Source organism: Dyadobacter sp. 3J3 (genome assembly GCF_009801115.1).
Lineage (GTDB): Bacteria > Bacteroidota > Bacteroidia > Cytophagales > Spirosomataceae > Dyadobacter.
This window is the reverse complement of record NZ_VTOL01000005.1, coordinates 125,987-141,011: the sequence shown is the minus strand read 5'-3', so window position 1 is coordinate 141,011 and position 15,025 is coordinate 125,987. Positions and strand designations below refer to the sequence as shown.

Sequence of the window (15,025 nt, the reverse complement as noted above, 5' to 3'; positions counted from 1 at the left end):
AACTGAAAATTACTAAAATTATACAGTATCTAAAAACAAAGAGTCGGTTCCACTTACGCAGAACCGACTCTTTTATATTACCTGAATTCCGACTAAACTAATTCACGTTTCTTACGGGATTGTTTTTCACGGGATTCTGCTAATGCATCGTATTCTTCTTTCGAACCAACGATGATATCAACATACTTACGCATACCTGTACCTGCCGGGATTAAGTGGCCCACGATTACGTTTTCTTTCAAGCCTTTCAATTCGTCGCGTTTTCCACGTACCGCTGCTTCTGAAAGTACTTTGGTTGTTTCCTGGAACGAAGCCGCAGAAACAAAACTTTCAGTACCTAAGGAAGCTTGTGTGATACCCATCAAAGTAGGTTTCGCCACAGCAGCCTGTGCATCACGCGCAGTAACCAATTTAAGGTCACGACGTTTCAAGCTTGAATTTTCATCACGTAAACGACGTACTGAAATGATCATACCTGGTTTCAGTGTTTCGGAGCTACCAGCTTCTTCAACCACTTTCATGTCAAGTATTTTATCATTTTCTTCACGGAATACAACGCGATCAACCGCTTGCATTTCCAGGAAGTTAGTATCACCAGCATCAAGTATTTCTACTTTCTGCATCATCTGGCGTACGATACACTCGATATGCTTATCATTGATCTTCACACCTTGCAGACGATATACCTCCTGAATTTCATTCACAAGATATTCCTGAACTGCTGTTGGTCCTTTGATAGACAAGATATCGGCTGGTGTGATCGCTCCATCCGATAACGGATCACCTGCTTTAACGAAGTCACCATCCTGTACAAGAATGTGTTTCGAAAGAGCAACCATGTAACGGCGTTGCGTACCATCTCTTGATTCGATATGAATCTCGCGGTTACCACGTTTAACACCTCCGTATGATACAACACCGTCAATTTCAGATACCGTTGCAGGGTTCGATGGGTTACGTGCTTCGAATAATTCCGTTACACGTGGCAAACCTCCCGTAATATCGCGGGTTTTTCCAACTACACGAGGGATTTTTGCCAAAGGCTGACCCGCTTTAATCGGCGAACCATTCTTCACAACCAAACGAGCTCCAACGGGTAAGTTATATCCTTTTTCAGAGATGTCTTTCAACAACGTGCTCTTACCTTTTACCACCAATGCAGGGTTTTTGGTTTTATCACGTGTTTCAATAATAACTGATTCCTGGAAACCTGTTTGCTCATCAAATTCTTCACGGTATGTAATTCCTTCTTCAATAGCGTCGAAAGAAACAACACCAGTGAATTCAGAAAGGATAACTGCGTGATATGGATCCCAGGTACAAAGTTCCTGTCCTTTGGTAACTTTTTCGCCATCTTTCACAAGAAGCTGAGCACCGTAAGGAACGTTGTTTGAGATCAATAACTGACCTGTTTCAAGATTAACGATTTTCACCTCACCTGAACGACCCATAACAACTGTGATCGCATCACCATCATTATTTACTGAGTCAACCAGACGTAATTCTTCAAACTGGATTGTTCCGTCAAACTTCGCTTTGATGTTGGCATCAACAGAAATGTTGGATGCCGTACCACCCACGTGGAATGTACGAAGAGTAAGCTGCGTACCTGGCTCACCGATTGACTGCGATGCAATTACACCCACAGCTTCACCAATGTTTACCATATAAGCCGAAGCAAGAGAACGTCCGTAACATTTAGCACAAACACCATTACGTGTTTCGCAAGTAAGTACTGAGCGAATTTCAACTGTTTCGATACTTGTTTCATCGATGTAAGAAGCGATCTCTTCTGTAATTTCCTGTCCGGAAGTCAGGATAATTTCACCCGATAAAGGATCAAATACATCATGAACACTCACACGACCCAAAATACGCTCAGAAAGTGGTTCAACGATATCTTCGTTGTCTTTCAAAGCAGAGATTGCAATACCACGAAGAGAACCGCAGTCATTTTCAACAACAACAACATCTTGTGCCACGTCATGTAAACGACGGGTCAGGTAACCTGCATCCGCTGTTTTCAAGGCTGTATCCGCAAGACCTTTACGTGCACCGTGTGTTGAGATAAAGTATTCCAAAACGTCAAGACCTTCTTTAAAGTTAGAAAGAATCGGGTTTTCAATAATTTCACCTGCTCCACCAGCCATGTTTTTCTGAGGTTTAGCCATAAGACCCCTCATTCCACCAAGCTGACGAATTTGTTCACGAGAACCACGCGCACCGGAGTGCATCATCATATAGATGGAGTTGAATCCACCCTGATCTGTTTCCAATTGTTTCATCAACGTTTCTGTGATACGTGAGTTAACACGTGTCCAGATGTCGATAACCTGATTGTAACGTTCGTTTTCAGTGATAAGACCCATCAAGTAGTTACTCCAAACGTTTTCAACGTCTATTTTCGCCTGCTCAATAAGTTTTACTTTTTCGTCTGGTACCATTACATCATTAAGCCCCATTGACAAACCACCTTTAAAGGCCATTTGGAAACCGAGTTCTTTGATCTCATCCAGGAATTGCGCTGTACGTGCAACACCTGCAAGTTTGAATACCAGACCAATGATTTGCTGCAATTTTTTCTTGGTAAGCAATTCATTGATATAACCTACCTCAGCTGGAACCGCCTGATTGAACAAGATACGGCCTGCAACGGTGTCGACTAATTTTATTTCAAATGTTCCGTCGTCATTACGAACACGAAGACGGCATTTGATATTCGCATGTTTCGAAAGTTTGCCTTCATTGATCGCGATGATTACTTCATCAGGACCGTAAAGAATCATTCCCTCTCCGATGATCGGATACTCAGGAGTGCTAACACGACCTTTTGTTACATAATACAGACCCAAAACCATGTCTTGTGATGGTACCGTAATCGGTGCACCATTCGCAGGGTTAAGAATGTTATGCGAAGAAAGCATCAACATCGAAGCTTCCAAAACGGCTTCCTGACCCAATGGCACGTGAACGGCCATCTGGTCACCGTCAAAGTCAGCGTTGAATGCAGTACACACTAATGGGTGCAACTGGATTGCTTTTCCTTCGATCAACTTTGGTTGGAACGCCTGAATACCTAAACGGTGAAGCGTTGGAGCACGGTTTAGAAGAACAGGGTGTCCTTTCAAAACGTTTTCCAAAATATCCCAAATCACAGGATCTTTACGATCTACGATTTTCTTAGCTGATTTTACAGTTTTAACAATTCCACGCTCGATAAGCTTACGGATAATAAACGGCTTGAATAGCTCAGCCGCCATATCTTTTGGCAAACCGCACTCGTGCAATTTCAATTCCGGTCCTACAACAATTACAGAACGACCAGAATAATCGACACGCTTACCAAGTAAGTTTTGACGGAAACGTCCTTGCTTACCTTTAAGCATATCAGAAAGTGATTTCAAAGCACGGTTCCCTTCAGAACGTACTGCGTTCACTTTACGGCTATTGTCAAAAAGCGAATCAACCGCTTCCTGCAACATACGTTTTTCGTTACGCAAGATCACCTCAGGAGCTTTGATCTCGATCAGACGTTTCAAACGGTTGTTACGAATGATAACGCGACGATACAAGTCATTTAAGTCAGAAGTCGCAAAACGACCACCGTCAAGAGGTACAAGCGGACGAAGTTCTGGTGGAATTACCGGAACCATTTTGATCACCATCCATTCCGGGCGGTTTTCAACACGTGTGTTTGCATCACGGAAAGCTTCAACAACTTTCAGACGTTTAAGCGCTTCCGCTTTACGTTGCTGAGAAGTATCTGTTGCAGCCTGGTGACGAAGTTCGTATGAAAGCTCATCCAGTTTGATACGGTTCAAAAGCATTTCAAGCGCATCAGCACCCATCTTCGCGATAAACTTATTTGGATCCGTATCCGGAAGCAATTGGTTTTCACGAGGAAGTTTGTCGATGATGTCAAGATATTCGTCTTCTGTAAGGAAGTCAAGATAGCTAATACCATCTTCTTCTTTAACACCAGCTTGTACTACGGCATATCGCTCGTAGTAAATGATTTGATCCAGTTTTTTGGTAGACAATCCCAGCAAATAACCGATTTTGTTCGGTAAGCTACGGAAGTACCAGATGTGTGCAACAGGAACCACAAGTTCAATGTGTCCCATACGCTCACGACGTACCTTTTTCTCAGTAACTTCCACACCGCAACGGTCGCAGATGATACCTTTATAACGGATACGTTTGTATTTTCCACAATGACATTCCCAGTCCTTCACAGGACCAAAAATACGCTCACAGAACAAACCACCCATTTCCGGCTTATAAGTCCGGTAGTTGATAGTTTCAGGCTGGGTTACTTCACCGAATGAACTTTCCAGTATCGATTCAGGTGATGCCAGACTGATTGTCATTCTGGAAAAATCACTATTTAGTTTTTTGTTCTTTTTGAAAGACATAATTAAAGAGTCGTTTGTCTGTTAGTCGAAACTCAATTTGTATTGCATTTCTAAGCAGAGCAGCATTTCTGCCGCTCTACTTACGACTAAAAATTAGTCCAGCGTAATTTCCAATGCCAATCCACGAAGTTCGTGAACAAGTACATTGAATGACTCCGGAATATTTGGTTTCGGAAGGTTTTCACCTTTCACGATAGCTTCGTATGCTTTGGCACGACCAACTACATCATCCGATTTCACGGTAAGGATTTCCTGAAGAATGTGAGATGCACCAAATGCTTCAAGTGCCCACACTTCCATTTCTCCAAAACGCTGACCTCCAAACTGTGCTTTACCACCCAACGGCTGTTGTGTAATAAGAGAGTATGGCCCAATCGAACGCGCGTGCATTTTATCATCAACCAAGTGACCCAGTTTCATCATGTACATAAGTCCAACTGTAATCGGCTGATCAAAACGTTCACCGCTCAATCCATTGTAAAGATAAGTACGTCCCCAATCCGGCAAACCTGCTTCTTTCAATTCAGCAGCAACTTCAGCTTCCGTAGCTCCATCGAAAATCGGAGTAGCATAACGGCGACCAAGTTTCAAACCTGCCCATGCAAGAATGGTTTCGTAAATCTGACCGATGTTCATACGTGAAGGTACCCCAAGTGGGTTAAGCACGATGTTCATTGGTGTTCCGTCTTCAAGGAATGGCATGTCTTCATCACGTACAATACGGGCAACAACCCCTTTGTTACCGTGACGACCCGCCATTTTATCTCCAACTTTCAATTTACGTTTCTTAGCGATATATACTTTCGCAAGTTTCACGATACCCGCCGGTAGTTCATCTCCAACTTCAAGAGCGAAACGGTCACGTTTGAAACGGCCCATTAACTCGCTGCGAGCGTTAAGGAAATTCTTCAATGCAAGAGAAACCTGACGATTTGTATGAGTATCCTCAGTCCAAGAATCTGTAAGTACGTCACCGATCAAGTTTACTTCCTCAACCACTGCATACTGGCTTTCATCACGGTATGGATTGTTTGCAGGGAACAAGTTCTCAGAGATATTTCTCACGTTAAACTTCATTCCTTTGCTGATCAGCTCATCACCAAATTTATGTTTAACACCCTGGCTGGTTTTTCCATCAACCAAAGCAACAAGCTTTTCAATAATACGCCCGCGAAGTGCTGTCAAGTCACGGCCATATTTCTTCATAAGCAATTTCAACTCGTCCTTGTGTTTCGCACGCTCTTCTTTCGTTGGACGAGAGAAAAGTTTAGTATCAATAACAACACCTTTCATCGATGGTGGTGCTTTTTTCGAAGCATCCTTCACATCACCGGCTTTGTCACCAAAGATTGCACGAAGAAGTTTTTCTTCCGGAGTTGGATCTGATTCACCTTTTGGAGTGATCTTACCAATTAAAATATCTCCTTCTTTTACTTCCGTACCAACTTGTACGATACCGTTTTCATCAAGGTTTTTAACAGTTTCCTCGCTTACGTTAGGAATCTCAGCAGTAAGTTCTTCTTCTCCACGTTTCGTATCACGAACTTCCAATTCAAATTCTTCAATGTGAATAGAGGTAAAGATATCGTCACGAACCACTTTCTCAGAGATTACAATCGCATCCTCAAAGTTATATCCCTGCCAAGGCATGAACGCTACCAAAAGGTTACGACCCAATGCAAGTTCTCCACCTTCTGTACCATATCCCTGACATAATGCTTCTCCTTTTGAAACTTTCTGGCCTTTAAGAACCATCGGTTGTAAGTTTAAGCAAGTGTCCTGGTTGGTACGACGGAATTTAACAAGGTCGTAAGAAACGCTGTCTTCAATAAAGCTAACAAGTTGTTCTTCCGGCGTTCTTTCGTAGCGAACAACAATTTTCGTTGCATCCACATATTCAATCACACCGTCACCTTCAGCTACTACCAATGCACGTGAATCCATCGCAACACGCTTTTCAAGGCCAGTTCCAACGATTGGCGCTTGTGGGCGCAACAATGGAACACCTTGGCGCTGCATGTTTGATCCCATCAAGGCACGGTTGGCATCATCGTGTTCAAGGAAAGGAATAAGAGAAGCCGCAACCGATACAATCTGGTTTGCTGCAACGTCCATATAAGATGCCTGAGAAGGATCAACCATTGGAAAGTCACCTTCAAAACGCGTCTTGATCTTATCTACGGTAAAGTTTCCTTCTGCATCAACCGAGGCGTTGGCCTGAGCGATATATTTGGAATCTTCTTCTTCCGCAGTCATGTAAATAAGTTCGTTCGTCAGCTTTCCGCCGCTATCAATTACACGGTAAGGAGTTTCGATGAAACCCATTCCGTTAACTTTGGCAAAAACGCAAAGTGATGAAATCAAACCAATGTTAGGACCTTCAGGAGTTTCGATTGTACACAGACGACCGTAGTGCGTGTAGTGAACGTCACGAACCTCAAAACCTGCTCTTTCACGAGAAAGACCACCAGGCCCAAGCGCAGACATACGTCTTTTGTGGGTAATCTCAGCCAATGGATTTGTTTGATCCATAAACTGTGACAACTGGTTGGTACCGAAGAAGGAGTTGATAACAGAAGAAAGCGTACGCGCGTTGATCAAATCAACAGGCTTGAAATCTTCGTTATCACGTACGTTCATACGTTCTTTAATGGTACGAGCCATACGAGCCAAACCTACACCGAACTGCGCATAAAGTTGTTCACCAACAGTACGAACACGACGGTTTGACAAGTGGTCAATATCATCGACAACTGCTTTCGCATTGATAAGACCGATCAGATACTTAACGATCGAAACGATATCACCAGTTGTCAGAACGCGAACGTCAAGACTTGTGTCAGAACCTAATTTTTTGTTGATACGGTAACGACCAACATCACCAAGGTCATAACGTTTATCACTGAAGAACAAGCTTTGGATTACATCTCTTGCCGTTTGTTCATCCGGTGCTTCTGCGTTACGAAGCTGGCGGTAAATTTGCTCAACAGCCTCCTTATCGGAGTTTGAGCTATCTTTTTGCAGCGTATTATAAATGATATTATAATCCGCAACATTCATGTCTTCTTTGTGAAGGATCACTGACTTCTGACCAGATTCCACGATTACTTCAATATCCTCAGGCGTGATTGTTGAATCACGCTCTAATAATACTTCGTTACGTTGGATAGAAACTACCTCACCGGTATCTTCATCCACGAAATCTTCCGTCCAGGTACGAAGTACCCTTGCAGCCAAACGACGTCCAACAGCTTTTTTCAAGTTTGTTGGAGTCGCTCCGATTTCTTCAGAAAGTCCGAAGAGATCAAGGATATCCTTATCAGAACCAAAACCGATGGCTCTTAAAAGCGTAGTAACCGGAAATTTCTTCTTACGGTCAATATATGCATACATGACATTATTCACGTCAGTAGAGAATTCAATCCATGAACCCTTGAACGGAATAATACGTGCAGAATATAATTTAGAACCGTTTGTGTGCTTGCTCATGGAGAAGAACACACCCGGCGAACGGTGTAACTGAGAAACAATAACACGTTCAGCACCATTGATTACAAACGAACCGCGATCCGTCATATAAGGGATATTTCCTAAAAATACCTCTTGCTCAATGGTTTCAAATTCTTCATGATCAGCATCATTACATATCAAACGTAATTTTGCTTTTAGTGGCACTGCATAAGTCAATCCACGATCGATAGATTCATCGACAGAATACTTTGGCGGCTCTAATAAGTAATCAATAAACTCAAGCACGAAGTTGTCGCGTGAATCTGCAATAGGAAAGTTCTCAGCGAAAACTTTGTACAATCCTTCGTCAGAACGATCTTCTACTGATGTATCAAGACTGAAGAAATCCCGGAATGACTGTACCTGGATTCCCAACAGATCCGGATAATCAATAATCTGATTAATCCTGGAGAAATTTTTTCTGGGAGTTGCTTTAATTGTAGCCAAGGCTATGTCTGATTTGGGTTAGTAGAACGAAAACAAAGCGACGATGTAACACTTTACAACACGCAATCGTACTAATTAGTTTAAAACCTTAATCGTTTGCCTCGTAGAGAAATTTAGATAACGATCCCTTTTCTTCTTTTCTACGAGTAAAGAAGTGTTTCAGACCAATTATCCGGAAGGAGAATTAGATTACCGAAAATGAAAATTTACTTTCGGCCATATATACCAAACGAAAAGAAGTAAAATTTGTTTGGTTTACATGCAAAATAGGAAAAGACCTGACGAAAGTCAGGTCTTGTTCCCAAGATTTTATTGATGATTGGTATAAAGCAAATTACTTCACTTCAACTTCAGCACCAGCTTCTTCAAGTTGTTTTTTCAAAGCTTCTGCTTCGTCCTTAGCAACTCCTTCTTTAACTGGTTTCGGTGCACCGTCAACAAGTTCTTTTGCTTCTTTAAGTCCAAGACCTGTAAGGTCTTTAACCAATTTCACAACAGCTAGTTTACTAGCACCTGCTGCTTTCAAAATTACATCAAAAGACGTTTTCTCTTCAACTACCGGAGCGTCACCGCCACCAGCTGGACCTGCAACCATAACTGCACCTGCAGCAGCTGGTTCGATTCCATATTCGTCTTTAAGAATTGTAGCCAATTCGTTCACTTCTTTAACCGTAAGGTTAACAAGCTGTTCCGCGAAAGCTTTCAAATCTGCCATTTTTATTTTTGATTTTGTGATTATACAAATAGATGAATTTTTGAGCTCACTATTAATCCGACCCGAGGAGCTCAAACGGGCAGATATTCAAAAAATTAGTCTTCTTTCTCAGATAAAGTCTTAAGAATACCAGCCAATTTGTTTCCGCCGCTTTGAAGAGCGCCAATAACGTTTTTGGCAGGTGATTGCAACAATCCGATAATCTCTCCAACCATTTCTTGTTTGGATTTAAGAGCGATCAGAACGTCAAGCTGGCTTTCACCAACAAAAACAGATGAATCAACAGAAGCTCCTTTAAATTTAAGCTTGTCGCTACCTCCTTTTTTCTTGAATTCTTTTATCAATTGTGCAGGAACTTTACCTGACTCCGGGTGAAACATTACTCCGGAAAATCCTTTCAATACAGTATCGAAAGAAGAATAATCCGTATCTAGTGTTTCTAATGCTTTCTTAATCAGTGTATTCTTTACCACACGATACTCAATACCACGCTCGAAGCAAAGGCCTCTAAGAATGTTAACCTCACTTACGGACATTCCCGCAGCACTGGTAATATAAAAGTATGGCGTGTTCGAGAATTTCTGACTTAGCTCGTCAATAATTACTGCTTTCTCTTCCCGTGTCATATTATAATCCTGGAATCGTGTTTTTGTCAATAGTCACACCCGGGCTCATCGTAGAGGATAAGTGAATGCTTTTTACGTAAGTACCTTTTGCCGATGAAGGCTTAAGGCGGATCAAGGTGTTAATAACCTCAGTCGCGTTCTGTGCAAGTTGGTCTGGTCCAAAAGAAACCTTTCCTACGCTGGCATGAATAATTCCCGATTTGTCAACCTTGAAATCAATCTTACCTGCTTTAACTTCTTTCACAGCTTTAGCTACATCTGGTGTAACTGTACCTGATTTAGGGTTTGGCATAAGACCACGAGGCCCCAATACTTTACCTAACTTACCCACTTTTGCCATTACACTAGGCATTGTGATTATTACGTCGATGTCAGTCCAGCCTTGTTCTATCTTTGTGATATACTCGTCAAGACCAACGTAATCTGCTCCCGCTTCTTTCGCTTCTGCTTCCTTGTCAGGAGTACACAAAACCAATACACGAACATCCTTTCCGGTTCCGTGTGGCAATGTTACCACGCCACGTACCATTTGATCAGCTTTACGAGGATCAACGCCCAAACGAACGTCAATATCTACAGAAGAATCAAATTTAGTATAAGAAATCGTCTTAAGGACATCCGCAGCTTGTTCAAGCGTATAAGCCTGAGTTGCGTCGTATTTCGAAAGAGCCTCTTTTTGCTTTTTGGTCAGTTTTCCCATGTTCTTTGTTTCTTTAGCGTAATTAAACTACGCTTAATTGTTTTCTTCCCACGGGGCTTTGCCAGCTACGGTAATACCCATACTACGAGCCGTTCCCGCTATCATTTTCATAGCCGAATCAATTGTAAAGCAGTTTAAATCAGGCATTTTAGTCTCAGCGATCGTACGAACCTGATCCCAAGTAACTGAACCAACTTTTAGACGGTTTGGCTGAGCCGAACCAACTTTTACTTTTGATGCTTCCAGAAGAAGATTTGCGGCCGGGGGAGTCTTAATGACGAAGTCAAAAGACTTATCCTTGTAGTACGTAATAACTACCGGCAATACCACACCAGGTTTATCCTGAGTACGGCCATTGAATTGCTTACAAAACTCCATGATATTCAAACCTTTCGATCCTAATGCAGGACCGATTGGAGGTGAAGGATTGGCTGAGCCACCTTTTACCTGTAGTTTGACGTATCCACCTATTTCTTTTGCCATTGTTTTGGAATTTGTTCGGTTCACTGATTAATTAAACGGCTTACATGCAAGTGGAAGCTTACCCTGCCCGTTCTCTTGATCAATTATCCTTTTCTACTTGTGCGTAACTTAATTCAACGGGTGTATTACGCCCGAATATTTTTACAACTACATTGAGTTTTTTCTTCTCATCAAATACTTCTTCCACCAAACCGATGAATCCACTGAAAGGACCATCAACCACTTTTACTGTTTCACCCTTCATGAAAGACATGTTTGGTGCTTCTTCGTGGTGTTCGGCTTCGTCTACTCTTCCTAAAATCCTGTTAATCTCTGCCTGACGCAAAGGCACAGGTACCTTGGAATTTCCCTGAGCATTTCCCAGAAATCCGATTACTCCCGGAATACTGGTAATAATGTGCAAAACCTCACCTTTTGATAAATCAGCTGATATGATAATGTACCCCGGGAAAAAGTTCTTCTCCCGAACTCTCTTTTTTCCATTACGCATTTCATATATCTTCTCAGAAGGTATAAGAATCTGCGGAACGAATTCTGTGAGTTTCTGCCGTGTTATTTCATTCTCGATATAGGACTTGATTTTTTTCTCTTGTCCTGATACAGCACGTAATACAAACCAATTTAATCCACTCATACCATTCAGGGGGTGTCGCTAAAAAATAACCTTAGAAAGACTGATAAAACAGTCTGAGCGCGTTTTCAAAAACAAAATCCATTATTCCTACCACGAAGGCAAAAATAAGTGATCCAACAAGCACCAATGTTGTGTTCGCCTGAAGCTCGTTAAAGGGAGGCCACGTAACATGCTCGGTCATTTCTTCCCAAGACGCTTTTAGAAACGAAGTAAATTTATCCATTTTTGCTTTTTGCTTATGCACGGGTGGAGAGATTCGAACTCCCATCAACGGTTTTGGAGACCGCTATTCTACCCTTGAACTACACCCGTATTTCGTGCTTCCCAATCTTTCGGGCTGCAAAGATACAAAACTTCTATTATAAAAAACAAGTGCATTTCAAAAGAAATGCACTTGTTTTAAACTTTTTATCTCAAATTAATCAAGAATTTCAGTTACCTGACCTGCACCTACGGTACGTCCACCTTCACGAATTGCGAAACGAAGACCTTTTTCCATAGCAATCTTGCTGATCAATTTCACTTCAATTGTGATGTTATCACCTGGCATAACCATTTCAACACCAGCTGGAAGTGTGATTTCTCCAGTTACATCCGTGGTACGGAAGTAGAACTGAGGACGGTATTTGTTAAAGAATGGAGTGTGACGTCCACCTTCTTCTTTCGAAAGTACATAAACCTCTCCTTTGAAGGATGCGTGAGGTTTTACTGAACCTGGCTTACAAATTACCATACCACGACGGATATCTTCTTTGTTAATACCACGTAGCAATAAACCTACGTTATCACCTGCTTCACCACGGTCAAGGATTTTACGGAACATCTCAACACCTGTTACAGTTGATTTAAGACCTTCTGCACCCATACCAAGGATATCTACAGCTTCACCAGAGTTGATTACTCCACGTTCGATACGACCAGTTGCAACAGTACCACGACCAGTGATCGAGAATACGTCTTCAACAGGCATAAGGAAAGGAAGATCAGTCATACGTGGAGGAATTGGAATGTAGCTATCAACAGCATCCATCAATTCTTCAATCGTTTTAACCCATTTGTCTTCTCCATTCAATCCACCCAAAGCAGAACCCTGGATAACTGGAATGTTGTCTCCATCGTAATCGTAGAAGCTAAGAAGCTCACGAATTTCCATTTCAACAAGTTCAAGTAGTTCAGGATCATCAACCATATCCACTTTGTTCATGAATACTACTAGTTGAGGAACACCTACCTGACGAGCCAAAAGAATGTGCTCACGAGTTTGAGGCATAGGACCATCAGTTGCAGCAACTACAATGATAGCTCCGTCCATCTGCGCAGCACCAGTAACCATGTTCTTCACATAATCCGCGTGACCTGGACAGTCAACGTGTGCATAGTGACGGTTTGCTGTGGAATATTCTACGTGCGATGTATTAATTGTGATACCACGTTCTTTCTCTTCAGGTGCATTATCAATTGATGAGAAATCACGCAATACTGCTAAACCCTTTTTTGCCAATACAGTTGTTATTGCCGCTGTAAGAGTAGTTTTACCGTGGTCAACGTGCCCGATAGTACCAATATTCACGTGGGGTTTCGAGCGGTCATACGTCTCTTTTGCCATGTCCTAAGTACGCTTAAAATTTGAAGTTATTACGAATTTATTAAACACTATTGATTGATCCCGTTTAGCTTACATTTACCAAGCCCTTCAAAACCAATACACTAATTGCAAGGATCAAAATCTTTCTTTTAATCTTTTTTTTACCAGATTAAAGATGAGAATGTAAAAACATTCCTCCGAGCTATTGAGGGGATTTGAACCCCTGACCTCTTCCTTACCAAGGAAGTGCTCTACCCCTGAGCTACAACAGCAAAATTTCAACATTTTCGAAATGCTACGTTTAGCACATTCGCGTGAGAAATTAATCCCAATTTAAACAACAGCCAAAAGCGACCAGCGAAAGGGCTTCAAAATGAATGTTTTCGCTGGTCGCTTGACGTGTCTTAAAAATGAGCGAAAGACGAGGTTCGAACTCGCGACCTATAGCTTGGAAGGCTATCGCTCTACCAGCTGAGCTACTTTCGCAATTGTTATAAACCTTTCTTCATACTGGTAAACATAAAGAAAACTCTGGCTTAAACTGTGGGGGCGGATGGATTCGAACCACCGTAGGCGTACACCAGCAGATTTACAGTCTGCCCCATTTGGCCACTCTGGTACACCCCCCTTCAACATTTCAATACAACCGTGAGAACCTCTTGTCTCACTTTTGGAGCTGCAAAATTATGACCTTTTTTAATATCCTGCAACTTATTTGGAAAAATATTTTCAAAAAATTTAGTGCCTGCCAGAAAGACAATTCTAGCAGGCACTAAATCAAGAGGTTAGTATTAAAATAATTTTATTCCAAAACTTAACATTTTTACCGCCGGGCCACGATTTGTCTCGTAAAGGTTGTTCAAATCATAATTTACAAATAGGTCCGGAAATCTGCGGAGACCCAATTCAAAGCCGAGACCGTATCTAAAATCATTGATAAAAAAGTTGGTACGGTTAAATTTCTTATCCTTACTTCCTTCCTGGATTGTCTTGGAATAGCTTCCCAGCCGATATCCTCCATAGGCACCAGCACTCACATGGGAGATAAAAGACTTACGGAAACTCAGCGTGGGCATGAAGCTAAGATTCACGTAGGGAACTGTCAGCTTGCTTTTTTTCAGATTCACCGGATTATTATTATCGTCCGTCGCCCTTTCAAAATAAGCCATATCAGTTGATTTTACAATTTTCATATTATCCTGGAACATCAGATTATACCATGAAAAATCAATTCCAAAATCCAGATGCAGTCTCGCTTTTTGTCCTGTCGCCACTGTGGTAGATGCCACGTAGCCCAGACTTACATATCTTGAACCCCAAGGTTTTAAATCCGGCATTGCATTTTCACCTGACGGAGTGGCACTAGTAATCATCGGTGTGTTACTGCCGTAAGTATTTAGTCCGAGGCTTACATTGAATCCCTTTCTCGGACTGGAACCCCAGGATGGTACATACATCTTTGCAGCTCTTCCTATTTTCTCAAAGCTCCCATTTTCATCCTCATCGGTGGCAGTAACCGTTCCCTGCTCAATACTTACACTTTTATTGCCATTTTTTATCCGCAACCCTCTTCCGCCAATGCGTACATAGTTTTTATCATCAGCTAAATCCGGCTTATTTTTCAGATAATCATTGCCGCTGAATTCCTCCACAATGAGCGTTGTGTCTTGCTGCGAGCTATCAAGCCTAACTTTCAAATCTTTCAAAAGTGTGTTAAGATCATATTTCAGGATTTTCTCCAATTCCCTTTTATTTTCCCCGTAGATCACCATCCTGGTTTTATTACCAAAACGTACAATAATCGAATCATTTAACGTCCCTTTATTTAAGGATGGTTTTACATCGTTTCCCGCCCATACCTGCGTGAGCGACAGTAGTATTACAAATACTGCAATAATATTAATTTTCAT

10 protein-coding genes and 4 tRNA genes are annotated in these 15,025 nt (G+C 41.8%); all 14 read right to left on the bottom strand.

Features of this window, described 5'->3' with window-relative positions:
• Positions 1 to 92 precede the first annotated feature (92 nt).
• Positions 93 to 4,415, bottom strand: a complete 4,323-nt coding sequence (rpoC, locus tag FZF08_RS12520; protein WP_159469243.1) for a DNA-directed RNA polymerase subunit beta' — start codon at positions 4,413 to 4,415, stop codon at positions 93 to 95.
• 93 nt (positions 4,416 to 4,508) lie between these two features.
• Positions 4,509 to 8,372 (bottom strand): DNA-directed RNA polymerase subunit beta, encoded by a 3,864-nt coding sequence (rpoB, locus tag FZF08_RS12515; RefSeq protein ID WP_159469240.1) that lies wholly within the window; start codon positions 8,370 to 8,372, stop codon positions 4,509 to 4,511.
• 334 nt (positions 8,373 to 8,706) lie between these two features.
• Complete coding sequence (rplL, locus tag FZF08_RS12510; protein WP_159469238.1) at positions 8,707 to 9,087, bottom strand: 50S ribosomal protein L7/L12; 381 nt, start codon at positions 9,085 to 9,087, stop codon at positions 8,707 to 8,709.
• A 95-nt stretch (positions 9,088 to 9,182) separates the two neighbouring features.
• Positions 9,183 to 9,713, bottom strand: a complete 531-nt coding sequence (gene rplJ, locus FZF08_RS12505; RefSeq protein ID WP_159469236.1) for a 50S ribosomal protein L10 — start codon at positions 9,711 to 9,713, stop codon at positions 9,183 to 9,185.
• A 1-nt stretch (position 9,714) separates the two neighbouring features.
• A complete protein-coding gene (gene rplA, locus FZF08_RS12500; protein WP_159469234.1) occupies positions 9,715 to 10,413 on the bottom strand; it encodes a 50S ribosomal protein L1 in 699 nt (232 codons plus the stop codon).
• 33 nt (positions 10,414 to 10,446) lie between these two features.
• The gene (gene rplK / locus FZF08_RS12495; protein ID WP_090339956.1) at positions 10,447 to 10,896 is read right to left on the bottom strand and encodes a 50S ribosomal protein L11; all 450 of its coding nucleotides are present in this window, start codon (positions 10,894 to 10,896) and stop codon (positions 10,447 to 10,449) included.
• A gap of 79 nt (positions 10,897 to 10,975) precedes the next feature.
• A complete protein-coding gene (gene nusG, locus FZF08_RS12490) occupies positions 10,976 to 11,530 on the bottom strand; it encodes a transcription termination/antitermination protein NusG (RefSeq protein ID WP_159469231.1) in 555 nt (184 codons plus the stop codon).
• Between the two features lie 31 nt (positions 11,531 to 11,561).
• A complete protein-coding gene (gene secE, locus FZF08_RS12485; RefSeq protein WP_090340809.1) occupies positions 11,562 to 11,753 on the bottom strand; it encodes a preprotein translocase subunit SecE in 192 nt (63 codons plus the stop codon).
• A gap of 18 nt (positions 11,754 to 11,771) precedes the next feature.
• Positions 11,772 to 11,842: transfer RNA gene (locus FZF08_RS12480), tRNA-Trp, on the bottom strand.
• A gap of 106 nt (positions 11,843 to 11,948) precedes the next feature.
• Complete coding sequence (tuf, locus tag FZF08_RS12475) at positions 11,949 to 13,136, bottom strand: elongation factor Tu (protein WP_159469229.1); 1,188 nt, start codon at positions 13,134 to 13,136, stop codon at positions 11,949 to 11,951.
• 179 nt (positions 13,137 to 13,315) lie between these two features.
• Positions 13,316 to 13,387 (bottom strand) — tRNA-Thr (locus FZF08_RS12470).
• Positions 13,388 to 13,528: 141 nt separating this feature from the next.
• A tRNA-Gly gene (locus FZF08_RS12465) sits at positions 13,529 to 13,601 on the bottom strand.
• Between the two features lie 58 nt (positions 13,602 to 13,659).
• A tRNA-Tyr gene (locus FZF08_RS12460) sits at positions 13,660 to 13,742 on the bottom strand.
• Positions 13,743 to 13,906: 164 nt separating this feature from the next.
• Positions 13,907 to 15,025 carry an outer membrane beta-barrel protein gene (locus tag FZF08_RS12455; RefSeq protein ID WP_159469227.1) on the bottom strand — a complete coding sequence of 373 codons (1,119 nt, stop codon included), beginning with the start codon at positions 15,023 to 15,025 and terminating at the stop codon, positions 13,907 to 13,909.

Excerpts from the sequence above, each read along its gene's own strand:
- rplJ (WP_159469236.1), bottom strand. The coding sequence starts at position 9,713 with ATGACACGGGAAGAGAAAGCAGTAATTATTGACGAGCTAAGTCAGAAA.
- rplK (WP_090339956.1), bottom strand. The coding sequence starts at position 10,896 with ATGGCAAAAGAAATAGGTGGATACGTCAAACTACAGGTAAAAGGTGGC.
- rplA (WP_159469234.1), bottom strand. The coding sequence starts at position 10,413 with ATGGGAAAACTGACCAAAAAGCAAAAAGAGGCTCTTTCGAAATACGAC.
- rplL (WP_159469238.1), bottom strand. The coding sequence starts at position 9,087 with ATGGCAGATTTGAAAGCTTTCGCGGAACAGCTTGTTAACCTTACGGTT.
- nusG (WP_159469231.1), bottom strand. The coding sequence starts at position 11,530 with ATGAGTGGATTAAATTGGTTTGTATTACGTGCTGTATCAGGACAAGAG.
- tuf (WP_159469229.1), bottom strand. The coding sequence starts at position 13,136 with ATGGCAAAAGAGACGTATGACCGCTCGAAACCCCACGTGAATATTGGT.
- secE (WP_090340809.1), bottom strand. The coding sequence starts at position 11,753 with ATGGATAAATTTACTTCGTTTCTAAAAGCGTCTTGGGAAGAAATGACC.
- rpoC (WP_159469243.1), bottom strand. The coding sequence starts at position 4,415 with ATGTCTTTCAAAAAGAACAAAAAACTAAATAGTGATTTTTCCAGAATG.
- FZF08_RS12455 (WP_159469227.1), bottom strand. The coding sequence starts at position 15,025 with ATGAAAATTAATATTATTGCAGTATTTGTAATACTACTGTCGCTCACG.